We start from the raw sequence: 25,253 nt of genomic DNA on the forward strand, positions 1-25,253 counted from the left end.
AGATGCGCCTAGCGGTCTGCGCACGGATATCCGATAGCTTCTCGTCCCGATCGGGAATGCCTTAAATTAAGGCCCGAGTCCTCGTCGCGCACCTTAGGCGTGAAAGACGACAGAGGCCCTGGTTCACCCTGGAGGTTTTAGCCATGAGTTCGTACACCATCACCATCGCCTCAGACGATCCCAGCCGAGCGACCACCACACTGACCGTCGAGCTGAACGGAACGACCGCACGCATCAGCGAACTGCTGGTACGCGCCGGTGACGGGGACGGGCTGACCCCGGGCCAGATTCCCACGGTCGACCTGGATCTCCTGCTGAAGGCTGTCACGCCTGCCGTTGGCGGGCAGCAGGCGATAACCGTGTCGCCTTCCCCCGCCGCCGACGACGCGACCGATCCGAAGGGCGATGAGAAGTCCGTCCCCGACTCTCAACCTGCGGAGGCTGCCCACACCGCCACCTCCGTCGCTGATGAGCTGGCAACGCCCATCCCCGCGAAGAACGACACGACTGAAGTCGCCGTCCCGAGGCAGACGTCACGGGCGAAAGCGCCAGCCACCCGCGCGACCCGCACGGGCACGCGGAAAGCCACAGCGGTCGCCAAGGCCACCAACACGACCCGGAAATCCAAGCAAACCGCGAAGGACGAGGCGTCCACCGGCAAGGGACGTAGTTACCGGCGCTCACCGAGTGACTTGGAGTCGGTCTACCAGCAGGCGGGCAGCGTCGCGGGCGTTGCCGATCATTACGACGTGCCCCGGCACACCGCCCAAGGCTGGATTCGTACGCTGCGCCGTCGGCAAACCAGCTAAGCCCAGCAGTTCCTGTCATTGATCGACGCAATCTCGGGTGACCCAGCTCGGTCCCGCCGCACTGATCGAGGGCAGGGACGACCGGAATCCCGCCCTACCTCAGCCGGATCATGATCGTAGGGATGTCCACAGGGGTCACCCTTATCCACAGGCGCGGCCCGCGGGATGGCCGACCGTACATGGAGTCTGCTGAGGTATGCGGGTACCGGCGGACGGCTAGGAGGGGGCTCGAGATGGTCAGGCAGGGTCGGAGACCGCGGCAGCAGCATCGGCCGACGCGCCTGGAATACCTGGCTGGCCTAACCGGCGCGGTCGCCGCCATGGCAAGCCTGATTACCGCCACGGCCGGGTTACTGACAGCGCTCACCGTAGTGCGTGCTCGCTAATGCCCGCCATCGAGTCGTGGATCCTGGGCGGCCCCGCCGACGGCCGCATCACACCAATCGAACTCGACGCCTCAGGGCAGCTGCCCGCGATACTGGTGATGCCGCAGACCGGCGTCTACATCGGTGCCGATGATCGCCCGAGCCCGGACGTGCAGCATCGGTACATTCTCGCCTCCACCGACGAGTTGCCGACCTACCACTATGCCGGAGTCCTTGAGCACGGTGAGCACCCGTGCCCCTGACCGCGCCGCCCGTGGTGCCGTGCCGCGCAGCGTCGGGAGGATGCGCGAGACACTGTCGCCCGGCGCCGGCTGGCACCCGCGGCGAGGAAGGCGATCGTCAGCCGCGAGGGAAAGCGACGCGGGCCTGGCGCTGCGGTAGGAGCGCGAGAGGGAAGCTGAGACACCGCCACGACTCCAGCGTCTGCACGCAGCGGACGACGGCGACGCCCCGGCCGAGGCAGAACAGTGACGCTGCCGGTCCCGCCCAACTGACGTTCCGGAGCCGATGGAGCGGTCCACCGGAAGGCGAACGCCGGTCGGGCGGGAACGGTGGCGGTCAGGAGCTGCAGGTGTTGAGCATGCTCTGTAGGGCGGACTTCTCCGAGGACTGCAGGGTCAGGCTCCAGTTGTACTTCACGGTGATCCACATCTTGCTGTAGGTGCACCGGTACGACGACAGCGATGGCTGCCACGTCGACGGGTCCTGGTCCCCCTTGGACTGGTTCACGTTGTCGGTCACCGCGATCAGCTGCGGGCGGGTGAGGTCGTTGGCGAAGCTCTGCCGGCGGCTGGTGGTCCAGGAGTTGGCGCCCGAGCGCCAGGCCTCGGCCAGGGGCACGACGTGGTCGATGTCGACGTCGGAGGCGGCGGTCCAGGTGGCGCCGTCGTAGGGGCTGTACCAGCGGCCGGAGGTCGCCGCGCAGGAGCTGTCGACCACGACCGAGGTGCCGTCGCGCTTGAGGACCTGCTCGCGGGTGTTGCAGCTGCCGCTGACGGTGATCCAGTGTGGGAACAGGTCCCGCGAGTAGCCACTCGTCGAGCCCTGCGAGGCGACGGTCAGCGCGTTGAGCTGCGACTGTGCGGTCGCCTTCGACGGGATGCCGGGCGGCGAAGCCGAGGCGGGTCCGGCGGCGACCAGAGCGAGGCAAGCGCCAGTGACAGCCGCAGCGACCGTCGCGGCAGCATGGCGTCGGGTCGAGGCTTGGGTGATTCGTCGGGTCATGCGCATGGTAGGCCTCCTTGCAACCGCGGTGGACAGCGACCGTCTCCAAGGATCATGTCTATCGAGGTGCATCTTTGGGAAGAGGCCGAGACGGTGTCACGAAGATTCGAGCTCGCCGGCCACGATGCAGTGGCTGCGGATAGGACGGGCCGCCCGGGCCTCGTTCCGCGATCCCGATCGCCGATTGTCGCCTTGCCCCGGTTGGGACGCCCTGTCTCACACCGGGGGTCAGTTGGTTGCGTAACGGTGCGTGTCGGCCGACGCCCACGCGATGGTGGCTCGGTGGGCGAGCCGCCAATAAGGCCGCCTCGGGGTTGGAAGCACAGCCGTGACAACCCCGCCGCAGCTTCAACAAGAGGCGGCCCCGTGCCGGGGCTATTGCTCCGGCCCGGGGCCGTGTCGCACAAGTGAACGCGCATTCGCTCGCGAGGTCACACCCAGGTCACTTAGCTGTCGCTACGGCGATACCGACTGATCAGGGTGAGGACCATGGCGATGGATCCCACGAGTCCAGCGAACGTGAGCAACCAGAGTCCGGTGCCGACACTGACCTGTGTGGCCGCGCTCATCGCCTTCCCGAAACCGAGGACGTCGTCCTCGCCCGACAATTGCTCCCGCATGCTCGTTTCAGTTGCCTGTAGGTCCACGACCTTCCACACACCCACACCGAGCAGCCCGATGGCGCCGAGGACGGCGAGGACGGCGAGGACCGGCTGGGGGACGGGCGTCTTCTGACCACGCAGGCTCAGGCCTCCGTAGAGAACCAGCAGAAGCCCGAGGCCGGCCGTGATCCAACCGTCCGATCCGTCCACGCCAGACACGGTGACCGTGCCCAAAATTGGCGCACTGACCTTGGCCCAAGGCAGGAACGAGCCGACGACGGCGGCAATGCCGGCGCCCACCACGATCCATTCCCGGACGGGTCGTGCGGCGGCGGGCACGGCCACAGCCGCAACTTCGACGGGTTGGTTATCCGGCGGCGGTTGGTTGGGCGGCGGCGGTACGGGCGGGGTGGAAGGCTGTGCCATTTCAGTCCCTCTGATGTCGATGCCCTTCCCACCTCTTGAGCTGGGCATGAGGACAGCAATCTAAAACAGCACCAGAGCAGGGACTAGCGGCCGTACGGGTGACAGAAGGAAACGAAATGCGACGGGACTGGTGGCCGCAAGGCCGGACAGCCGAAGCCTGGCAGTTAATCTTTAGCTCGGGGTGCCGACGAGGCGGCGGAAATGGGGGCCACGGCGTAGGGTGTCGGTGTCGGTGTCGGTGTCGTGGCGAGGGTGCGAGCCTTTGACGACTCGCGTGGAAGCATCTGTGGGCGGCCGCGAGTGTCCGCGTACGGGTGCGTTCGGACCGGCCGATTCGCGCGGCGATCTCCGCTGGATGCAGATCGGGTTCCCGTGCATACCAGTGGGCGACGGCCGCAGCGGTTTCCCGAGGGCACGTGATCCCCAGATCGCCCCTTCGTTTGGCAGACCGTTGCTCACCCGAGCGGTCCGGTCGGCGATCCGCCGCGCTAGGTTTCGCCGAAGTAGCCCTCTTCCTCGCCGAGCAGCAGCGGCACGTCGTACACCGGCATGTCGGGCCTTAGCCGGGCGTACCGCACCCGGTGCCTCCATCGCTGGTGCTCGAACGCAACGTCCGCCTCAATCTCGACGACCACCGTCGGCTCCACCTGCACGTACGGCAGCGGCTCCGGCCGGTCGAGCTGCCCTGACCAGGCTGGGGGCAGCGGCTGCGGCCACGGGTGCGCCGCAGGCGCACCCCGGCGCCGGGCAGCTCGCAGCGGGGACAGCATCGTGCCGAGTTCCTCCCGCTGGCCTGCATTCAGCGGGTGCGTGCGGCCCGTGTACCGCAGCTTTCCTCGGCGATCGAACCGGCCGAGCAGCACCGTGTCGGGGCTGCGGAGATTGCCGGTGACTCCGCCGGCGATCGCCTCGGTGGTGATCTGGGTCCGGTACTTCCACCAGCCCCTTCGGCCGGGCTCGTAACGGCCGCTCAGCCGCTTACTCACCACCCCCTCGATGCCCGCCGCGACGGTCCAGTGCGTCAGCCACTCCGACACCTGCCGCATGTCGGCCGTCTGGGGAGTCAAGGTGAGCTGCGTCGGCGCGCCGGCGAGCAGCCGGCCCAGCCGGGCCCGCCGCTGCGACAGCGGCAGCTCCAGGGTGACCTCGCCGCCGGCATCCGCCAACAGGTCGAACGCCACCAGGTGAGCGGGGGAATCGCGGGCCAGGCGCAGCAACGCGCGACCGGCGGTCACCCGCCGCTGAAGCTGCGCGAAGTTCGTCCTACCGCGCTCCCACACCACCAGCTCTCCGTCGAGGACCGCCCCAGCCGGGATGCTCTCTCGGATCGCCCGTGTGATGTCCGGGAAGTAGGTGCTCAAGTTCCGGCCGGCCCGGGACTGGAGGTACACCCCGTCACTGTCACGGAAGGCGATCGCGCGCCACCCGTCCCACTTCGGCTCGTGCACCACGTCGGGGCCCTCGGGCACCTCGTCGACCGGCGCGGCGAGCATCGGCGCGACCGGCCACCGCAGCACCCGCTCAGCCGCCGGTTCTGCCCGGCGCCGGGCGGGGCTCACCGCCCGCGCCGGCCGTGAACGCTCCTCATCTCATGCCCCCCACGCCAGCGTGAGGGAGAAGCCACCCGGCAGGGGCGAAGATCCGCGACAACGAATGCGGCCGGTAGAGCGCCGGTGTCGCCCTGGCACCCTACGACTACGGCTTCGTGTTGGCCTGGCGCGTGACACAGCGCTATCTGCTCGGACAGAGCTGGGTCAAGGTAGCCGCGGTGACGTGGCGCCGACACCTGCCGCAACCAGTGCTCGCGGCAGCGTGGTCCGCGCTCGGCCGGCACTACCCCCCGAGCTGGGCGTTAACTAGGTGGCCGCGGAAACGGTGTTACTTATCGCAGGCGATGCCGTCACCGTCGCGGTCGAGATCGTAGATATCACGGCCCACTACCCGAAGAGGCCCATCGACGTAGGCAGGACCGTCACCGCTGCCGCCGGCGCAGTCGACGTCACTGGCGATGGGCACGCAGACGCCGCTGTAGTTCGGGTCGCAGCTGGGGCTCGCTTGGTGCCGATCCTCACGACCTGGGTCACAGGCGCCTTGGTGACTTCCGAGCGTGTCAGCTTCTTGGCCGTCTGCACGCCGTCGGTGATCGTGACTTCGTAGGTGAGGGTACGAACCCCGGGCACCCCGCGGGTGGTGATCTTCTTGGTGCCCTTGGGCAGCGACGCGTCGTTGATCGTCTTCGTCTTGTAGTCGATCTTCTGGGTTTGGGTGACCGTGCGGGTCTGCACGTCCGGCGCAGCGGCGGCACTCGGCGTCGCCACCACGCTGGTCGGCGGCACGGCGGTCGACGGCTCAGTGGCAGCGATGTCGTCGGCCGCCGCGGCGACCGAACTGCCTTCGCCCGTGGGGCTAGGGCTTGTCCCAGCCGCGTTCTTGCTGTCCGGGTTGGGCGGCGACACGATCGCCGCGACGGTGACGCCTCCGCAGCACAGAAGCAGGAGCACGGCCCCGGCCAGCAGCGCAAGCTTCGTCTTGCTGCGCGGCCTCGCCAGCTGGAGCTGCTGATTCGCGCTCCCCGCTGCTACGGGAAACTGCGCTGTCGGATAGGGCGGAACAGCGCCGTAGGCGGCCGGCGGCTGGTGAGGCGGAGGGGGCGGGGGCGGGGGCGCCGGTTCCTGCCAGGGGTCCTGCGGAGGCTGGTACGTCACCCTCGGAGTGTGCTAACCCGCGTCGACAAGCGTCACTGGCCGGACGGGCACGATCCGTACAGGCCTACCGACCGTCGGTCACCCGTTCTCCCGTCTGGTCCGACCAGCCATCTAAAGCCGACCTGCCCAATCAGCCACTGATCGCACCACCGCACTGGAAGCACGGTGGAGGGCAGCTCCATCGACGGACGGACCGGGCTGCCAGCAAGTAGTGGTGGCCCCGCCCGCCTGGCCAGGAGGCGTCGGGCGTCCGGCCAGATCCGCTGGCCATCGCGCGGTTCGGCACGGGATGTCGGGCTGAGCAGGATCCCGCGCCACAGGCCTACGGTCAACTGATGGGGTTCTCGATCAAGCTGGCGCCGGGCGTGCGTATCCGGGCCTCCTCACGTGGCATCCGTACGAGCGTCGGCCCGCGGGCAGCTCGGGTGCACATTGGCGGTGGACGCACTGGCATCTCCAGCGGCATTGGTCCGGTCAGCTTCTACTCCTCCCTCGGTGGCACCACCCGCCGAACGAGCCCTTCCCGCAGCAGAACCCCGTCGCCGGCCGCCTACCAACGGCAGCTCGCCGCGCAACAGCGTCAAGTAGCACAGGCCCAACGGGCCGAGGAAGCTCAACGTCTGGCCCAGGCCTTCCTGCGCATCCTGCAGCTACACCGCGTCGACTTCCCCACCGCGACCCGCCCGATCGCGCCGCAACCCGCCCCGCCGGACAAAGCCACCATCTACAAGCACTACGAGCAGCACGCCCTCGCCGGTATCGGCATCTTCGAGCGCAGCAAACGAGCCACCGCCAAACAGAAAGCAGCGCAGTGGACCGAAGCAGAGATGCAGCGGCAGTGGGCCACCCGACTCGAACAGCAGGCAGCCTGGCAACAGCACCTGGACCAACGCTGGCAGCAGCTATGCACCAACGTCCCTGAAGTGGTCCTAGAGACCCTCGAGGAGGCGTTCGAGGACAACGAAGCGCCGAGCGCGGCCGTCGGAGTCAACGGCAAGGAAATATCGCTCGTGGTGCTCGTGCCCACCATCGACCAGGTCGTGCCCGAGCGCATGCCCACCACCACCCAGGCCGGCAACCTGTCGTTGCGGAAGCTGCCCCAACGGGACCGCGCTGACTACTACAAGCAGTTCATCTGCGGACAGGTCCTGGTCACCATCCGCGAAGCCTTCGCCGTCGCGCCCGCCATCGGCTCCGCACGAGTTGCCGTCCTGCGACACGACGGAGTGGACAGCTACGGCCAACCCCGGGTGTCCTGCCTATTGGCGGTCAAGCTCGACCGGCAGCCACTGCACGGCGTGCGGTGGGAGACGGCCGACGCACTCGCGATCATCAACGACACCAACAGCGAGTTGCTCCTGGACCCCCGACCACGCACCGGAGAGCTGCAACCGCTCAACCTCGCCGCCGAGCCGGCGCTCGCCGAACTCATCAGTGCGGTCGACCTCGCCGATCTACTGCAGTAGCTCAGGCCTCACATAAGGCCAATTATGGGTCCGAGCTCGGCCCCGGCGGAGTTCGGGCCTGCGAGCGACATCAGTTTAGGAAACCGTTGCTCTATCCCCTGAGCTACGAGGGCGCGAGTGGTCAGTGTGACGACCTGCGGGTTGACCCGCGTTGGCAGGGAGTGACCCGCGTTGACCTGGGTTGACCCGGTGAAACGCCCGACCGACGACCACACGTCGATCACACTGCACGGGTCTGCGACCACGATCGTTTGACTCCGGTTGACCTGAAATGACACGGATTGACCCGGGGTAACCTCCGCTAGAGAGCACACGGCGTACACATCAGCAAGATCAATGAGGGTCTATCGACGGACCCTCACCTCGCACCCCACGCCTGATCGCCCCCAGCTCATGGAGACCTCGCCACCCACGACACGGTCGTGGTCAGGGCGTTGAAGCGGTGCAGCCCGGGACGACCGGAGCGATACGGGCGGAGCATCCCCAGATCGGCCAACCTGGAGCATCTGATCTGCAGTCAGATGATCTTGAAGAGAAGTCACGAAGTCTGGCGGCGTCCGGCTCACACCAGCCCTGTCCGGCAGCGTCCCCGCAGGTCTGGCCCTAGATTCGTGCTCGTGGATGGTCAGGGACCATGCATAAAGGGAGCGCGGTCCGATTCCGTCCGGACCTGTCGATGGCACACCGGTGCAGTGGACAATCAGCGTCGACTCGTCGATCGTGCGGGCGCACCAGCATGCCGCTGGCGCCCGAAAAAGGGGGGCTCCCCAGCAAGTCCGGCGACGCCTGGTGCGCAAGATGGTGAGGCCATCGGCCGATCCCGCGGCGGACTGAGTACGAAGATTCACCTCGCCGTCGACGGTCGTGGACAGCCGTTGTCGATCCTGCTCACCCCGGGCCAGGCCGGCGACAACCCCCAGCTGTTGGCGTTGTTGGATGCGATACGGGTCAACGATCCCGCCAACTGGTCGGCGAGCCGGTGAACACCCTGATGCTGGGGATTCCGCGCGATCCAGATGATGCTCAGCTGGATGATCTTGTCGATGTCGCTTGGCCGCAGCATCACCGCGCCATCAGCGCCCAGGTGCTCCGCAGGGCGGTGCTGCCACAACCGCCACCAGGTGCCAGTGCGCTGGTCGAACGACAGGTGCCTTGTGCCCTGGGGGTTGAGCAAGAAGATGGTGTTCGGGTCGTTGTCGACTGGCACCCAGGGCTGCTCGTCGGACGCAGTCATCATTCTCCTTCGGGCCATCCAGCGCTCGCGGCGATCAATCTACCCAGCACCTGCGACACGCACTGACATCGAGCGAGAAGTTACTGACACGGCCTGAGAAGACGACTGCCATCCCGGCGAGAGATCCCAAACTCACGTGTGGCGGCCGACGACGAAACCCCGGCGGGGGTGCCGCGACAGTTGGGTACCCGGTTATCGGTCCTCGGAGGGTTCAGGGACCTCGATGCTGGATGACGCGTGGTAGAAGTAGTGACCACCGCGACGTACCTCACGTCCACCTGAGACAGTCCGCCCAAGGAGCACCGGCCGTGCCGCCCACTCTGTATCGCGATACCGGGTATTCCCTGAATCACCTGATCGAGGACATCAAGGTCGGGCGCATCGGCCTCCCGGACATCCAGCGCCCGTTCGTCTGGTCAGCCGCTAAGACGCGGGACCTGTTCGACTCGATGTACCGCGGCTACCCCATCGGCACGTTGATGTTCTGGGAGACGGGCGCGGAGGTCGGCACCCGCCAGATCGGCATGGAGTCCGCCAGCCGGTCGCCGCAGTTGCTCATCGTCGACGGTCAGCAGCGCCTGACCTCTCTGTTCGCCGTGCTCACCGGTCGACCGGTATTGACCAAGTCGTTCGAGCAGCGCCGCATCCGGATCGCCTTCCGTCCCGATGACCAGACCTTCGAGGTGGCCGACGCGGCCATCGAGCGAGATGCACACTTCATCCCGGACATCACCGCGTTGTGGTCGAGCGGCTACAAGACCACGGTGCGCCAGTTCTTTGACCGGCTGGGCCAGGTGACCGCCGAGGACATGCCGGACGCCGCAAAGGATGAGCTTGAAGAGCGCATCGACCGCGTCCGCGACCTACGTGACTTCCGGTTCCAGGTGGTCGAGCTGGGGGCGGCCGCCGACGAGGAGCAGGTGGCCGAGATCTTCGTCAGGATCAACTCTGAGGGCGTCCAGCTCAACCAGTCGGACTTCATCCTCACCCTCATGTCCGTTCACGCGGAAAAGGGCCGACGGCAACTCGAGGACTTCAGCCGCGCCGCCGTCGACCCCACGGTGACCGGGCCAAGCCCCCGAAACCCGTTCCTGGACCCGAGTCCGGACCAGCTGTTGCGGGTCGCCGTTGCGGTCGCCTTCCGGCGCGCCCGCCTGCAGCACGTCTACAACATCCTGCGCGGCAAGGACCTCGAGACTGGCCGGGTCAGCGCGGAGCGCCGTCAGCAACAGTTCGAGCGGCTGGCCGCAGCACAGGAGAAGGCGCTCGACCTGACCAGCTGGCACGAGTTCCTCAAGTGCCTGGCCACCGCCGGCTTCCGCAGCCGAAAGATGATCACGTCCGACAACGCCCTACTGTTCAGCTACACACTCTGGCTCATCGGCCGACACGACTTCGGCCTCGAAGTGCCAGCCCTACGCCCGGTCATCGGGCGGTGGTTCTTCATGGCGCACACCACCGGTCGTTATACCGGCTCGCCGGAGTCTCAGCTCGAGTCGGATCTCGGTCGGATCGCGGGCCTTTCCGCTGGTGACGGTACTGCCTTCGTCGCCGAACTGGACCGCATCGTCGCCGCGAACTTCACCGGTGACTACTGGGACATCTCGCTGCCGAACCGGCTCGACACGTCCTCATCGCGCTCCCCGCGCTCTTTGCCTACCTCGCCGCGCTAAACATCCTCGATGCCGAAGTGCTCTTCAGCAACCTGCGCGTGAAGGACCTACTGGATCCCTCGGGTGCCGCGCCCCGCTCCATCGAACGCGACCGGCTGTTCCATCGCAGGCACCTCGAATCCCTTGGCATCTCCGGCACCCGACAAACCAACGCGATTGCGAACATGGCGTACGTCGACTGGCCACCAGCCGAGCGCACCAACGCCGACGCCCCGCGCGACTATCTGCCCCGCATCGCGGAGACGATCGACCCGGAGACCCTCGCCCGGCAGTTCCGCTGGCACGCGCTTCCGGTTGGCTGGGAGCAACTGGACTACCCAACCTTCCTTGAGCGCCGCCGCCAACTCATCGCACGGGTCGTCCGGGACGCCTTCAACACGCTCGCCGGCGAGCGCAAGAGGTACGTGCCGACGACCGCGGAGGATCTGATCGCGGCGGGCGAGTCGCAGACAACGGAGTTCAAGTCCAGCGGCCGATGGAACGTCCACACCCAGCAGCACGACCCGAAACTCGGGCAGATCCTCGTCAAAGCGGTGTGCGGCTTCCTCAACGCCGAGGGCGGCGTCCTGCTCATCGGCGTCGAGGACGACGGCAAGGTGCTGGGCATCGAGAGCGACTTCACCACGCTCGGCACAAAGCAGAACGCCGACGGCTACGAGCTGTTCCTTCGGCAGTTGCTCGACCACAACCTGTCCGCCTCTACCGCCCCCACCGTGCGCATCCGGTTCCCCCAGGTCGAAGGAAAGATGATCTGCCAGGTCAGCGTTGCGGCGTCCGGCCGGCCCATCTTCGCCAAACCGGCCAAGGGCGGCGCCGACGCGTCGGATTTCTGGGTGCGCGTCGGCAACGCGACCAAACAGCTTCACGGCGACGACCTCGTCAAGTACCAGGAGGAGCACTGGGGATAGGGCAAGCTCGCCTGCGCTCAATGACCTGGACTACCTCGTCCTAACCGAGCGGTGGAGCGTCCACCGGCGCGGTCAATGGATGCTCCAACCTGGTTCTGGTGCCAACTCGCGCATCCAGCTTCACTCAAATCCGGGCTCCGCTCACGACGCCAAGATCCCGGACAGCTTTCCGCAGCGCAGGTGGGTCCACGTGCCGGATCGCTTTGCGCAGCAAGTTCGCCGGATTCCTTATCTCCACCGACCCGACAACCCGTAGTGCAGCGCCGGCGTCACAGCAGCGGTCCGATACGGGTCAGCGCGCAGGCGGCTCGGAACCGTAAGGATATAGGCCATTGCTACCCGCATCGGCGTCGATTCGGCAAAATTCGCCTGGCCCAGCCTCATAAATGCAGGAGATACCGAGAGAGATTAACAGGTTACATAAGTCGTCCTCAGGCCGGGATGGCAGCAGGACAGCAAGCCTGCGGTAACTCACAAATCTCGCATAGTCGAGCAATTGACCTATAGCCAACCGCACGGAATCACGACGCGCAGAAGATTTTGCCTCCACGAGCTCGAAGGTAAGGGCATCAAAAATATCGGTGAAGAGATAGCCCTTAGCGCCAGGCACCGATATGCGGTGACGAGGAACGAGCCGCCTACCTGATCCAACAAGCCAGTCAAGGTATCGGCTGACCAACCCTGCTTCTGGACGAACCACTACGCGACTACCAGATTCAGAATACCGCGCTCCGGTTGGGATGTAGGCCTCTACAGCAACATATCGATAACAACGGCGACCAGAATCGCTGGTGCCTGCGCTGCGATCATCGGTGAGGCGGTTCCCATATTCCTCGGTTAGTGTGCGGAAGTGGTCGTGGATGAAGCTAGCGAGGGGGGATGCGGCGCCCGCAGCAAAATCCTCGTAGTCGGCGACCAGAGCATCGAGCACAATTTTTGCTGCGCTACTCTTAGCGAGGACGTCACGCCCGGAAGTTAACGGGCCGTCAATTATGCAGGACTTTCCGAGAGCGGGGCTATTAATCGTTAAGTAAGCCCGGAATTGCTCCGCATGCTTCGGACCTTGGACCTCAACCCGCCATGCCTCGATCTCAATCTGGGTCGTCTTAAGCGTCTTAGTCAACGCGTCGATAGGACTAAGTGCCCGAAGAACACCGGGTGCGATGTACCTTAAAATCGACGCCCACTCGGCGGGCCAGTCGGCAACGAGCGTATTTGGGCAGTCCTTTGCCAAGTAGACAGCACCAACCACCGCCTTAAAAAATTCGGCGGCCATCTTCTCTCGCATACCAAGCCGCTCTTCGCTCGGCGACAGCAGCACTCCGGGCTCAAGCTTCGCAAGTTCAAATGATTTCGCGAAGTGGGTCTGTGTCAGGTCTTGAAACCTGAAAGCGGCAGGAGGCTGTCGACAAGCCTGAGTCACAGCAGATAACGCGTACTCGTAGGAGAGTACGGCGGATCCAAAAGCAGCTAGCACTGGACTCGAATTTGGAGAAGCCGATCTAGACGCTTGGTTCATGCCGTACGTCCAAGACCTATGAGTCAACGCAGACGACACCAAGATGGATGCACGCTCAGACAATTTGAACAGACGCATCACCTGGCTTACCACATCCAGATGCTCTCGAGGGGTTCTATGGGACCGCTTACCAAGTATAGTCCCGTCGACGACTTCCGCAGGGACGATGGTACTGCTAGCCCCGAATAGAGAGCGAGCGAGGCTTGCAGCAACGGGGGCTTGTCCGGCAACGCATAGAAAACCCAAGAGTTGATGGTAAATTTCGGCGCAGACCGCAGGCGAGAAGCTTTCCCGATCTTCGGATCTTGCCACTAACGACGACTTGCGAATCCACGAAATTTTCGAAGTGAGCTGCGGAATACTGCTGAGCATTTCACTCACGCGGTTATGCAAGTCAGCCTGGTTACTGACTTTTAGGGTCAGCAGTGCATGAACTGCGGCTTCCCGCCGAACAAAGGCTCGACCGAGGGCGGCCAGGGCCTGCAGTAAACCACTGGTCATTCCTGGGAGCTCAAGGGCTTGCTCGTGCACGAAGGAGGGGCGCATAAGCGCAATTTTCAGATCAGATTCAATTGATTCAAGACCTATGCGATCAAGCCCGTGGTTTTGCAGAAGATCAAGAACTGGCCGATTGTCCGAGAAATATGAAAGGATACCTGGAACTTCACCGAATATCTGAATCGCGAGGGGATTATCAAGTGCGGTCACGGTCACCTAATTCCCTCTCAGCCAAAAAGGGCTAACTTCGAAAAGCGGTGGGTCGACGGCCGGGGCACGCGCCGCTGTCCCCGGTCACGCCGCTACACCCTGCCAGCCGGGCCGGGTCGCTGGCGATAGCCGAACCGGCCGTCCGACGGCAGACCGGTGACTGCGCTAGCACATCGCGCGGCTATCGCGCACGCCAGTCCTCGTGTGGCTCTACGGTGTGATTACCACCCGCCCAGGTCATTCCACAAACGGGACACTTGACGTACCAATCGTCTCCGCCTTGTTGATACTCAATCCTTCCTTGCCGCCCGGTACCTGGGCAGTTGTTCGAGAGATCAACCTTATCTGAAGTCACTTACCTCTCCTCTCTTGAAGGGCAACGAGCGTTGCCCAGTTTGCGCCAGGCAGCTCCGATGGCTCATTCGACTGCCGTTCGCGTGCCGCCGCCGTGCCGGGTCACCCGTGGGCGCAGCGAGATCTTGACTGCGGTGCGAGTCAGGGCGGGATCGGTGGACTTGTTCGACCACAGGTACGCCTCACCGACCCCGAGCGCGGCCAGTTTCGCCGGTGTCAGGTCGGCTAGCGCGGCGTTGGCCTTCTGCAGGTGCTTGAGCCAGGCCGGTGAAGTAAACCGGTGCAGGATCACGTGGTTAGACAGCTCAATGAGCGGGATCGGGACGGAGGGTGGGTCCTGGCTCGCGACAAGGATGCTCATGCCTTTGTGGCGCATCTCGCGGACGCTTTCGATGAGGCCAGATACGAGATCGGGGCTTTCGATGTACTTGTGCGCCTCGTCGAAGACGACGAGCTTGTTGAAACGCTCACCTGCGCTCGTGGCCTCCGCGAACAGCTCCATGAGCACGACGAACAGGCCGAGTGCCTCGTCCTTCTCGATGAGTTCGTCCCGCAGGTCGACAATGACAAGCCGGCCGGGACGGATCAGGTCCTGGATGCAAGTGTTGTCGTCGATGTAGTCGGCGGCGAGGTCAAGGCGCTGGTGGGCGAGCTGCTTGATTTGGTCGGACAGCGTGGACTGGTCGATGCCGGTGCGGAGCGCATCGAGTGAGAGCGCACTGCGGTTGGCACGCATGATGCGGCCGAGTTGACGGATGTAGGTCGACTGGTTGCCGACAGCCCCCATGAGGAAACGCCAGTGGCTGGCGCGCAGTTCACCCGACCCGAACCTGAGTGGGCGAACCTCGATGGCCGGGTACTCCTTGCGTCGCTGCTCGACCTGGTCGGCCGGCACCAGCATGACCACGTCGGTCAGCGCCGCTGGTTCGGCCCCGTAGTGCTCGCGGAGTCGCGCGACCTGCTCAGCGTCGTCGTTGGGCGCCACCATGCTGGCGAACTCGGGCGGGTAGTCGAGCGTCGGACTGTAGTGGAACACAATGGTGGCCAGCGGCCTGGGCAGCTGGTTGAGAGGCGGAAGGGGTAGTGACACGGCCTCGATGATGGAGCCGAGGGTGTAGCTCTTCCCGCCACCTTGGACCCCGAAGAGGCTGATGGTATGGGTCTCGTTGAGGTCGAGCGCGATCCGCTTACCTGAGATTTCACCGAGGACGCCGTACTGCGGCGACTGACGGTTTGCGCCCACGACGATGTCCGGAATCACGGCCGGGTTCTGCTCGCCCCCTCGGAGGGCCGGTTGCTCGGCCGGTCGACTTGGGTGTTGCGGCTCATTCGGTTCACGCACCGCCGACTCGGCAGTACCACCGGTGCTGCCGTCGTAGGCGGGCTGATCGTCGACGACATCGTCTTTGGCAGCCAGGGATTGGTCAGATTGCGCAGGCTCGTAGCCTGGGACCTCATGTGACCTAGCGGGCGACTGAAACGCCGCCTCGGCGAGCCGTGGGACGGCAAGATCGCGGCGGGTGATCGTCGGCGAGGTCTGGCTGTCAGCGGACCCGCGGGCCGCGAGCACGGGATCGGTCTCGATCGCCCCGAGGAGGTCTTCGACGATGTCTCGGCCGATTCGGTGGAACTCGACGCCCGCTTCGGAGTCGACGCTGGTTCCCGAGCCGGAGAGGTCGAAGATCAGACCGGTCCGGGTGAAGTCGAGGCGGTAGGTCCAGTCGAGGTGGTCGAGCAGCCAGTGCGCCTCGGTTGCGGCTTCGAGATTCATGATCCCGTGCCGTACTGCCCGCCCAAGGTAGTGGCGCAGCAGTGCGGCCAGCTCCGTGTTGCGGACTGGGCGGTCGGGGCGGTCGGGCTGGTGTCGGTGGGGGTCGAAGCTGTCGGCGAGGACGTTTGCGCTGCGGTCGAGCTGCTCGACGATGGTGTCTCTTAGGTGTTGCAGGTCGGTAATGGTGGTCAAGGCGGTGTGGCATTTGACTTCGACGAGGCGGCAGGTGATCGTACGCCGACGTGCGTCGAGGCTGAAAAGAGCAAGGTCAGTACGGCGCAGGGTCACGCTTTCGGCGACCTCGTCGGCGCGGCGGCGGGCCTCGCGGTAGAGCTCTAGGTGCGCGTCGAGCGGGACCAGGATCTGATCCTGCAGGGCGCCCTGGTAGTCCAGGTACAGCCGCGCCATGGCGAGACCTAAGACTTCGGTGCGCTGGTTAGGCGCGGCCGATGCGATCTTGAAGGCGAGCCGTCCGGACAGGAGCCGTAGCTGGTCGAAGAACGTACCGGCGTGACGCCGGCCGATTTGCACGCCGTGTTGGTCGACCATCGGGGTGAGCATGGCGCGCAGCTCGTCGATCGATCGAGAGCTGACGACGATGTGATGGCTGAGTCCGGCGTCGCCGTCTGGTGCGTAGTCGATGACGTAGCTGGTCCGGCGGGTGCTGCCGGGGCTATCGAAGTACTCGACGCCGAGAGTGCGGTCGATGGTGATGACCCAGTCGCTATACCGGTGGGCCTGGTGCAGCAGAGCGGTGTCATCGGCGTCAAGGCTAAGGGTGATCCGGGGAACCCGTCCCAGTCCGGGTTCTCCGGTGGTTACGGTGGCGGTGGCTGCGGCGATGGTTGCCGGTAGTGCGGCGAGCAGGTCCGAGCATTCCTCGGCGTCGGGCAGTTCGCGCGCTCTGCCATGACGGGGCTGCTTGTGCCAGGCCACCACCGTGCCGGTGTCGTTGAACTTCAGATTCATCGGCTGGACGAGGCCGTGGACCGGGACGGGGACGGGGACGGGATCGAGGTCGTCGCCCACGTCGAACTGCTCGCCAGCGAATGCATCGAACAGGAAGGTCACGTGGGCGCTGTGCTTGCTCGTGGCGGAACGGTACTCGTCGAGTGGTCGGACAGCGACCGACAGTTTCGGCATCGGTGTGCTGTGGCTCGGCGTGCAGAAGGCTTCCGCCTCGGCTGTGGCGCTCCAGGTCCCGCGCAGGAGCTCGGCGAGCGCTTCGCCGACGTCGAGAGCTTGCGGGTCGGTGGTGAACAGACGCAGGTCGTAGGTGAGGTGCCGCATCGCCGGTCGGCGTTCGAGTTCGACCAGAGTGTCGGCGAGGGTTTCGCCGCGGCCCGGGTTGATCACGCATACCACCAGCGTGCGGACGTACGGGTGCATGCGCAGGTACCGTTCGAGCCGGTCGGCCAGTGCGGTAGCTGACACCGCGCTTCCCGCCGCGGGCCCACCGGCGACCTTTAGCGCTGTGGCTAGGTCCATGAGGACTGTCTGCGGGTCCTGGGTCTCGGAAGGCAGGCAGACGCCCCAGTACGGGGTGAGATTTGCGGCAGCCATAGTCAGCCGCCCGTCATCGGTCACCACGGTCAAGGGAAACCCGTTCGGGTCGAGTCCTAGGAGCGTGTGGCCGGCGGCGGCGATCGTGTTGGCGGAGGCGGCGGTCGCGTCGTCCAGCCACTTGCGACCCAGCTCGGCCCAGGTCAGCAGCCATAGCATCCGGACCGGATGGGTGGGGGCGACCAGGATGAGCTCGCGGTGGGCACCGCCGGCGTCACGGTGGTCGACCGTCACGGTGTCGATACGCAGTAGCCCGGCGAGGTCACGCAGCAGTCCGGGCCCGACGGCCGGCTGCTCCACGCGGCGCAGATACGAGGTGAGGGCGGTGGCGTACGCCTGGGCGTAGGCGATGATCGGCTCGCGGAGCTCGGACAGGTCCCGGCCGGCCAGAACCATGCCGTCGGTGCCGCTTATGGCTTGGAACACCGCGGCACGTGCCTGCAGAAGCACGCTGGTCGGCTCGTCTGCGTCGGTCAGCTGGCCACCCGCTGAATCGGTGTCGTGTGCCATGGGGGGATCGAGCTGCGGCTGGGTGCCGGCCGCCACCCTGATCCGCCAGGGGCGCAGCTGTCGTGGTGCGGCCAGGATTTCCCGCTCCAGGGTGCCAAGGACCGGGCCGAGCACGATGTCGGTGCTGCCTCGCGCGCCGAACCCCGCCGCCACCGTCGTGCGGTCCGGGTCCTTCCAGGCTGCCGAACGGCAGGTGATCGCGCGCCAGTCGCGCCCCTCAGCGAGGGCGGCGAACTGCAGCTGTCTCAGCACCTGGGTGACGCCGTGCCCCCTGCTCACCCGCTGGTGCGGCGGAGGCTCATCGAGGTCGCCGTCGGCGACGACGTAGAAGCGGTCGCTCTCCTCGGGCGGGTGGCCGATTGACGCCGTGCTGCCTGGTGCGGTGCTAATCGGCGCGCGGCCCTGGTCGGTGGCGGTGGGCAGTGGGACGCCGGCCGCGTCGAGCGCCTGGACGTGCAGGTAGTGCCAGCCGGGTTCCAGGTGAGCGGCCCGGAGCTTCTTCAGGACGGCCTTGTACGGGTCCCGGGCCGCGGTGGAGACCTTGACGGTGGACTGAATGCCGGTCGGTCCGGCATCCTCCGAGACCAGACGCACGGCGAACCTGGCCAGGCCGGTGACCCCTCGCGGGTCGGGTTCGACCCGGAAGGCAACGGGGAGCTGTGCTGGTCCGGTTGGGCCGGCGAGGAGGTACGGCTGCCCGGTGATGTTGTCGAGCACCGGGTGTTTGGCGTGCTCCTGGCTGCTGCCGGCCAGCGGCAAATTCAGTTCGCCGACTTCAATCGTGACGGTGGGTGCGGGCTGCTCGTCGGGCAGGGGCCAGCGGTGGAAGGCCAGCGGCCAGTTCGCGTGGTCAACGACGATTCGTCGAGTCCACGTCCTTGGATCCTCTAGGCCAGTATGGACGAGGAAGTCCGCAAGCCTTGCTCGGAAGGCCCGGTCGGTTAGCCGCAGGGCGAGCACTCGTTGCCGAACCGAGCGGTCCGGTGTGCTCAGGGTGCGGACCCGGCTGGCGTTGCGCTCTACCTTGTTTCGGAGGTTGGCCGGATCGGTGAAGACTTCGAAGTCGGGGACCAGACCGAGCTCGAACAACGCCGCGCCGGCCGCCTGCCGGTCGTGGTCGTTGGCGGTCACGGTCAGCAGGTACCGTGCCCGCTCGGCAGCCCCGGCCGGCCTTGCTGCGCCGACGCCCGGCCGCCCCACGGCCGTGCCGTCGTCGAGGACGGCGAACACCTCGTCGATGTCGTGGCGCAGCTCGACCGGCACGCTGGCAAGCAGCCGCTCGACGAGCTCCGGGTAGACGGAACCAAGAGCAACGTCTTCGAAGGTGGCCACGTCGAAGGAGTCCTCGGCACTGACCTGCACGCCCGGCAGGATGAACACCAGCAGGACCGGACGCTGCCGGCCCTGGGCGTCCGGGTTGCGCAGCTCTACCAGCTTGGTACTCGTCACGGCCACGTCCTCGGCCACCACTGGCGGCTGGCCGAGGACGTGGATCTGGGCGCGGCTGCCCGAGGCGTCGCGCAGCCGCCGGCACAGGCGCTCGGCCAGCGGGGCTGGGATGTCGGTGATCCGGGCACAGTGGCCCGGCCCGCGGCCCGAGATCAGGCCGGACAACCGGGGCACGAGAATCCGTTCCAGGGCCTCGTCGAAGTCCGCGTCGGTGATCTCCCGCAGCCCTGTGCTTGTACTCATCGCGATGTTCCAGCCGAGGTGAGGCGGTACCGGGGCGTGATGGTCTGGGTGAGGTACGCGTCGGAAAGATCGTTGTAGAAGCCGATCTGGCGCAGCTTCGCGACGAACGCTTCCCGATTAGCACGCAGCGCGGACTGGTCAGCAAGGTTGGTCACGCTGAACCCGTCACCGGGCGGCAGCTGGTCTATGTACAGGCCATAACGTTCGCGGAGCAGGGCGAGGAACTCGTCGACCCGGATGGGCTCGGTGTGTAGCCCGCCAGCGGCGTCCGGGCGCAGCAACGCCAGCTGCAGAAGGACCTCCAGCAGGCGGCTGTCGAGAACGAACCGGCGTTCGCCGCGCCGCGGCTGGGCGATCATTGCCCCTGGGCGGTTCTTCAGGAGTAGCGCGTCCAGGCAACCGGTGAGGTACTTGCGGTGGAACGCCACCCGACAACTTGCGATGATCTCGATGTAGGTGGTGAACGGGTCCAGGCCCAGGTCGAGTAGATCGGCGATCGCCGGATCCAGATCCTGTCCAGGTTCCTGGAGCGCTTCGAGGACCCTCGGCAGCCGGGACTCGGCAAACCGGTCTCGGTCGGCCCGGTAAGACGGGCCGATCAGGCGCAGTAGCTCGGGCACCGCGAACACGCCTGTGGGTGGCCGGTGCAGCTTGCCGATCTTCACCAGGTGCGAGGCTAGGTCGTCGAGTTTCTTGACCGTGAAGGTGGCCTGGATGAACTCGGGCATCCGCGCGTACCAGTGCCGCGCGCTGCGTTCGGCCAGGGCGGCCGGCGGAGTGCCGGGCACCCCGGCAACGTCGAGGAAGAATCCGCACGGCGGGTCGGCGGCGGCCCCACCGGCGATCCGCACCGGCAGCAGCCGCATCAGCCTCAGGTGGTAGCGGGCGAGGTGGAACGCGAACAGGATCTTCAGGTGGTCGACGAGCACCGACCGCGGGATGAGCTCCTGGTGGTACAGCAGCCGGATCACGTCGTCGACAAGCAGCCGCGCCGATTCCGGGTCCATCGGCGGATACCCCTGGGCCGCCTTGGCCTCCCGGTCAGTGACCTTGCGGTGGATTACCTGGGAAAGGTTGATCAGCGCCTGAGTCTCCACGTCGACCCCGTTACCGGCCGTCGGCGTGGGCGTCCCTGTGCGGGCGTCGATGCCGGCGAAGAAGAACTGCTTGAGGCTGCCCAGGATTCGTGGTCCCCGCCCGCCCGGCTCGTGGTAGATCATCCAATAAAGCTGCTCGTCCGCGCCGTACGGGCGGGAACGCTTGGCCACCCGATACCTGTAGGCGAAGCCGTGCAGGGGGCGCAGCCCGGCGACCGCCTGCCCCTGCCTGCCCCGGTTGATCAGGTCAAGCAGGCATGTTTCGACCCAGCGGTGGGTGATCTCCGGATCGAACCCCTGGAACCAGGCCGTGCTCTCCAGGATGGTGGCCGCGTACTCACCGACCGGTACGTCGTTGGGCGAGCCGATCACGACGCTCGACGAACCCCGCCACCACAGCCGCGGCAGCAGCCCGGTCAGCACTCGATCCATGTCGAGCTGCTTGTAGTCGAGGAAGCTCACCCCGGGATGGCGGAACTCACGGTCGTCGCGGTGCAGCCCCATCACGCCTCCCCGCCGTCCGTGACCGTCACGCCGCCATCCATCACCAACACACCGCCGTCGGCGATGTGGATCCGGTGCACGTCCCTGCCCGTCACGGTGAGCAGCAATTCCCGGTACGGCGTTGCCGACAGCTCGTGCTTGAAGATGCTCAATCCTAAGTACAGGCCCTGCTGCTCGGCGGCGCTGGGCAGGTACCCGTCGCCGAGCCGCGACAGCAGCTCGAATAGGTCCAGCCGGATCCGCAGCTGCGCCTCGTGACCGGCGACCCCCCGGTGGCTGAGCACCAACTCCTGGTACCCGCCCTCCAGGTACGTCGAGGCGGCGTCGCCAGCGGGCCAAAGCCGGAGGCTGCTGGCGGGAAACAACCGGTAGCTGCGGATTGTGCCGCCCGGCACTGCCCTGACCTGCAGCGCCAGCGCTCCATCGGGGACCGCCGCGCCTGGCAACCCTTCCCCGCGGTTGATCCCAGCGATGAGCGTGGTCAAGTAACGAGGCACCCGGTCGGGGGAGGCAAGCAGATCCATAAATGCCCGAGCCGACCGGTAGGGCAGCATCACGGCCGAGCGCTCCTCGTCGACGCATTCGAAGTAGAACCGGCGGCGGGCCGCAGCCAGGTAGCGGCGGTGCAGGTCAGCGTCGGCGGCAGTGCCGGCACCGCCACGCGGCAGCCGCGCGAATAGCCCGGCGAGTAGCTGCAGGTCGTAGTCGCCACGCTGGTCGACGACCATGAGTGCCCGGCCGGCGTCGGGGCCGACGTAGTCCAGCCGTCGGTCGAGTGCCGGGTCAGCGACGGCCGCGACGTCCACCTGCGACAGTAGGGACAGCAGCCGGTCACGGCCGCCGGCCGGCCCGGCCCAGCTGTTGAAATAGAACCCGTCGAGGACCGAAGCGCTGTCGTCGTCGGCGTACAGCTGGTGGATCTCTTCGCAGCTGCGTCCACTGGTCAGCAGGTAGGCCAGCGCCGATCCGATGTCCCGCATGGTCAGGTGCTGCACGCCCCGTAGCGCTGTCATGGTGAACATCGTCCGTAGCCGCGTCACGATCTTCGGTCCGACCCCGTCGTTGGCGAGTGTCTGGGCGTTGTGCCGGGCGTAGCAGGTCGCCGCGAGCGAGCATCCCGCGCAGTCCTCCCAGCGGCGGGGATCGGTCATCCGCGCCAGCAGGCGGTCGAAGACCGGTGCATCGAGGTCGTCCACCTCGGTCAGCAAGCTTCGCCGGTTGAGGTTGATCACCGCGATCGGGCCGTCCTCGGCGGTGCCGGCCAGCCCGGTCCGGACCCGCTTGGCAAGCGTCGGGAACCGCTGCTCGTGGGTGCTTACGAAGTCGACCAGCCGGCCCTCGTTGATCGCGATCAGCCTGGTCTCCTGCGGGTCACCGGTCGGCTTGGCCCCGGCGAACGGGGCGAAGAAGTCCAGCAGGACATCGTCGTTGGCCCGGTCGCCCTCGTCCTGGCTGCCGTCGTGGTTGGTTCGCAGCCAGCGCCCATCCAGCAACTGGAAGTCCGCGCCATTGTCGCGATATACCGGCGCGCGCGGGCCGTCGGCGCGAGCGGCGTGCAGCAGCCGGTCAAGGTAGGCCGTCTTCCCGTCGCCAGCATTGCCCGTGATGATGACCAACCGGTACCGCCCTGCGAGGACCGCCGGCGTCAGCTTCGCGTCGAGCGCCGTCGCCACATAGAGGTCGATCCGCTCGCCGGTGCCGCCCGTGCTACCGCTGCGGGTACCAGCGTTGCTGCCTGCACTCTGGCTATAGAGCGACCGCAGGTGCTCGACGAACAGGTTGCGATCGGCCTGCGCTGCCGGGGCCGGCACCGCCAACTCTGCTGGGACATCCACCGCTTGGTGGACCCGGCCACTGATCGACCGCAGGGCGGCCAGGAACTCGGCCGCGTCGGCATATCGCTCGCTTCGGAACGGCGCGACGGCCCGCAGCACGACATCCACCAGCCCATCGGACAGACTTCCCAGGCCGGTGTAGGTCCGCGGATCGGCCGCCCTCTCACCCGTGGCCTGGTGCTTGCCCTGGAAGGGCCACCCCCCGGTAAGCAACTCGTAGAGCGTCAGCCCAAGCCCGTACAGGTCCCGGTCAGCCAGATCCGCCCGGGTCAGCGGGCCGCTGGCGAAGTCGGGCGGGGCGTACTGCGGAGTCCCGCCCACCTGGGACAGGCTGTCGTCTGCCCTGGTCGCCACGTTGAAGTCCAGGATCTTGCAGCCAGCATCCGTCCGCAGCAGGTTTGCGGGCTTGATGTCGCAGTGCGAGATCCCTTCACCATGCAAGTGGACGAGTCCCTCGGCGACGTCGATACCGAACCGTACGACGTCGGCCGGCCCCAACGCCCGCTCGGCCACCAGCACCTTCGCGTCGCGGCCGTCAATGAACTCGAACACCAGATAGGGCACCCGGCCCAAATCGAGATAGTCAGCGTCGCGTACCTCAACGACACAGCGGTGCCGTGGCAGGTTGAGCAGGAGCTGGAACTCCCGCTTCAGCCGCTCGACTACCGAGTCAGAGCCTTTGTGGACAATCTTAACGACCCGATCCTCATCGGCCAGATTGTCATACACCCGGTAGACCGTGCCGAAGTGCCCCGACCCGAGCTTGTCCCGGACCTGGTACTTGGGGGTCAGCTGGTAGCCGGCAGGCAGGCTCGCGTAGTCGACGCCGACCGTCGGCTTCGGCTTGGGCCCGCTGTCCTCGGAGCCGACGGCACCGGTGCGGGCCAGGCGCTGCAGCTCCCGCAACGCCTGAGTAGCCGACGGCCGCCCGGACGGCGCCCGGGCACACATCCGCCGCAGCAGCGCCTGCAGAGCCGTACCGACACCAGCGGCGGCCAACACCGCCGACGGCAGCTCGCTGCCCTTCTGGAACTGCTCGGCCGACGACGCGAACGGCACCTCACCGGTCAGCAGCTGGAAGCCGACCACACCTGCCGCATAGACGTCCGATGCCTGGCTCATCGCCGGGGCGTGCCCCTGACACTCCGGCGCCACGTACACCGGGTCAAGCACCTCGACGAGCCGGCCGGCCACCGTGTAATCCCGCGGCCCCTCGGGACGGGCGTAGTCGAACCCAGTGAGCAGCGCCCGGCCGTTGACGTCCGAGACGAGTACGGCGGCCGGCGTCAACGCCCGGTGCAGCACCCCGTAGGCGTGCGCGTGCGCCAACCCGCGCAGGAGGTCACCGAAGACCCGCAGCTTCGCGTCGGCGCCCAACGCCTGCCGCGGATCTGTCAGGTGCACGGTCAACGCCTGGCCACGGGTGTCGTCGAGAACCAGCACGAACTGGCTCTCGTCCTCGATTGCGAAGAAGGTCCGCCGCCCGACGATGAACGGGCTCGGCGGCAACTTTGCCAGCACCTCGTACGCGTTGGCGATCATGTGCCGCTGAGTGGCGCGTTCGAGCTCCGGCAGGAACGGGTCCGCGCGGTATACCCGCAGCAGAACCGTCTCGGACGTGCCAGCCATCGCGTTCCGCGCCCGGTACTCGGTGACCTCGTCGTCCCCGCCGAGCCGCTCGCGCACCACCCAGTCGCCAAACTTTTTGGGACCGGTTGGTTGGCGTACCTTGCGACGCAGCGCCGTGAGGATGGCGTTTCGATGCTGCCGGACGTCACGCAGCATCCCGGAGCGGACCCGGGAGACATCCCCCAGCGCCGGAATCAGCCCATCCAGATCGGTTACGTGCAGCGCATCGGCGTCCTCACGGTCGTTCGGGTCGACCAGCCGGGCGTCCGGCCAGGGCAGCACCACCAACTGGTCGACATATACCCGCGACAGCCCGGGCTGATGACTGGTCAGCAGGCTCTTGACCGCCCGGGTGTGCCCGCGCAACTTACGCACCGGCGAGTAGAACGGCGCCCGCCTCGCCGGATACCACCGGGTCCCGGCGACATCGATACGCCCCCGGGTCCCCTTGACGTCGACCAGGCAGACGCCCCGACCATTGATCACGACCAGGTCGATCTCGTAGCAGTCCCCACGCACCGGGACCTCGACGTTGTGCAGAATGACCCAGTCGGCGGGACCGTGCTCGGCCAGGTGCTTGAGGACCAAGCGTTCCGCATCGTTGGCCGGAGGACCCCCGTCGACGATCTCCGCCATGC

General features: G+C 66.5%; 12 protein-coding genes and 2 pseudogenes. 6 read left to right on the forward strand and 8 right to left on the reverse strand.

Going from position 1 to position 25,253, the window contains the following annotated elements; all coding sequences use genetic code 11:
* Positions 1-143 precede the first annotated feature (143 nt).
* Positions 144-809: a hypothetical protein gene (locus AB0C04_RS21020; RefSeq protein ID WP_357057089.1), complete on the forward strand. Its 666-nt coding sequence runs from the start codon at positions 144-146 to the stop codon at positions 807-809.
* A gap of 385 nt (positions 810-1,194) precedes the next feature.
* Positions 1,195-1,437: a hypothetical protein gene (locus AB0C04_RS21025; protein ID WP_357057091.1), complete on the forward strand. Its 243-nt coding sequence runs from the start codon at positions 1,195-1,197 to the stop codon at positions 1,435-1,437.
* 316 nt (positions 1,438-1,753) lie between these two features.
* Here AB0C04_RS21025 and AB0C04_RS21030 read toward each other — a convergent pair whose 3' ends face one another.
* From AB0C04_RS21030 to AB0C04_RS21045, 4 genes are all read right to left on the reverse strand, one after another.
* Positions 1,754-2,425 carry a DUF1524 domain-containing protein gene (locus AB0C04_RS21030; protein WP_357057093.1) on the reverse strand — a complete coding sequence of 224 codons (672 nt, stop codon included), beginning with the start codon at positions 2,423-2,425 and terminating at the stop codon, positions 1,754-1,756.
* Between the two features lie 440 nt (positions 2,426-2,865).
* On the reverse strand, positions 2,866-3,366 hold the full coding sequence (locus tag AB0C04_RS21035) for a hypothetical protein (protein ID WP_357057095.1): 501 nt from the start codon (positions 3,364-3,366) through the stop codon (positions 2,866-2,868).
* Between the two features lie 569 nt (positions 3,367-3,935).
* Positions 3,936-4,964: an ATP-dependent DNA ligase gene (locus AB0C04_RS21040; protein ID WP_357057097.1), complete on the reverse strand. Its 1,029-nt coding sequence runs from the start codon at positions 4,962-4,964 to the stop codon at positions 3,936-3,938.
* A gap of 420 nt (positions 4,965-5,384) precedes the next feature.
* Positions 5,385-6,152 (reverse strand): G5 domain-containing protein, encoded by a 768-nt coding sequence (locus AB0C04_RS21045; protein ID WP_357057099.1) that lies wholly within the window; start codon positions 6,150-6,152, stop codon positions 5,385-5,387.
* 335 nt (positions 6,153-6,487) lie between these two features.
* Between AB0C04_RS21045 and AB0C04_RS21050 the strand changes: the two genes are divergently transcribed.
* From AB0C04_RS21050 to AB0C04_RS21065, 4 genes and pseudogenes are all read left to right on the forward strand, one after another.
* Positions 6,488-7,618, forward strand: coding sequence for a DUF4236 domain-containing protein (locus AB0C04_RS21050; protein ID WP_357057101.1), 1,131 nt, complete (start codon positions 6,488-6,490; stop codon positions 7,616-7,618).
* A gap of 806 nt (positions 7,619-8,424) precedes the next feature.
* A pseudogene (locus tag AB0C04_RS21055) lies at positions 8,425-8,562 on the forward strand (transposase); the annotation flags it as partial.
* Positions 8,563-8,597: 35 nt separating this feature from the next.
* Positions 8,598-8,918, forward strand: coding sequence for a hypothetical protein (locus tag AB0C04_RS21060; RefSeq protein ID WP_357057103.1), 321 nt, complete (start codon positions 8,598-8,600; stop codon positions 8,916-8,918).
* A 242-nt stretch (positions 8,919-9,160) separates the two neighbouring features.
* A pseudogene (locus tag AB0C04_RS21065) lies at positions 9,161-11,433 on the forward strand (DUF262 domain-containing protein).
* Positions 11,434-11,725: 292 nt separating this feature from the next.
* Here the strand turns inward: AB0C04_RS21065 and AB0C04_RS21070 are convergent.
* The 4 genes from AB0C04_RS21070 to AB0C04_RS21085 form a co-directional block, all read right to left on the reverse strand.
* Positions 11,726-13,666, reverse strand: coding sequence for a hypothetical protein (locus AB0C04_RS21070; RefSeq protein ID WP_357057105.1), 1,941 nt, complete (start codon positions 13,664-13,666; stop codon positions 11,726-11,728).
* A 412-nt stretch (positions 13,667-14,078) separates the two neighbouring features.
* A complete protein-coding gene (locus AB0C04_RS21075) occupies positions 14,079-19,550 on the reverse strand; it encodes a hypothetical protein (RefSeq protein ID WP_357057107.1) in 5,472 nt (1,823 codons plus the stop codon).
* A complete protein-coding gene (locus AB0C04_RS21080) occupies positions 19,547-21,151 on the reverse strand; it encodes a hypothetical protein (RefSeq protein WP_357057109.1) in 1,605 nt (534 codons plus the stop codon). Before AB0C04_RS21080 ends, AB0C04_RS21075 begins: the two co-directional genes overlap by 4 nt.
* Positions 21,151-25,251, reverse strand: a complete 4,101-nt coding sequence (locus tag AB0C04_RS21085) for a protein kinase (RefSeq protein WP_357057111.1) — start codon at positions 25,249-25,251, stop codon at positions 21,151-21,153. The genes AB0C04_RS21080 and AB0C04_RS21085 overlap by 1 nt, the downstream gene beginning before the upstream one ends.
* Positions 25,252-25,253 lie beyond the last annotated feature (2 nt).

It is taken from the genome of Micromonospora sp. NPDC048909 (assembly GCF_040649635.1).
In the GTDB taxonomy this organism is placed as follows: Bacteria; Actinomycetota; Actinomycetes; order Mycobacteriales; family Micromonosporaceae; genus Micromonospora.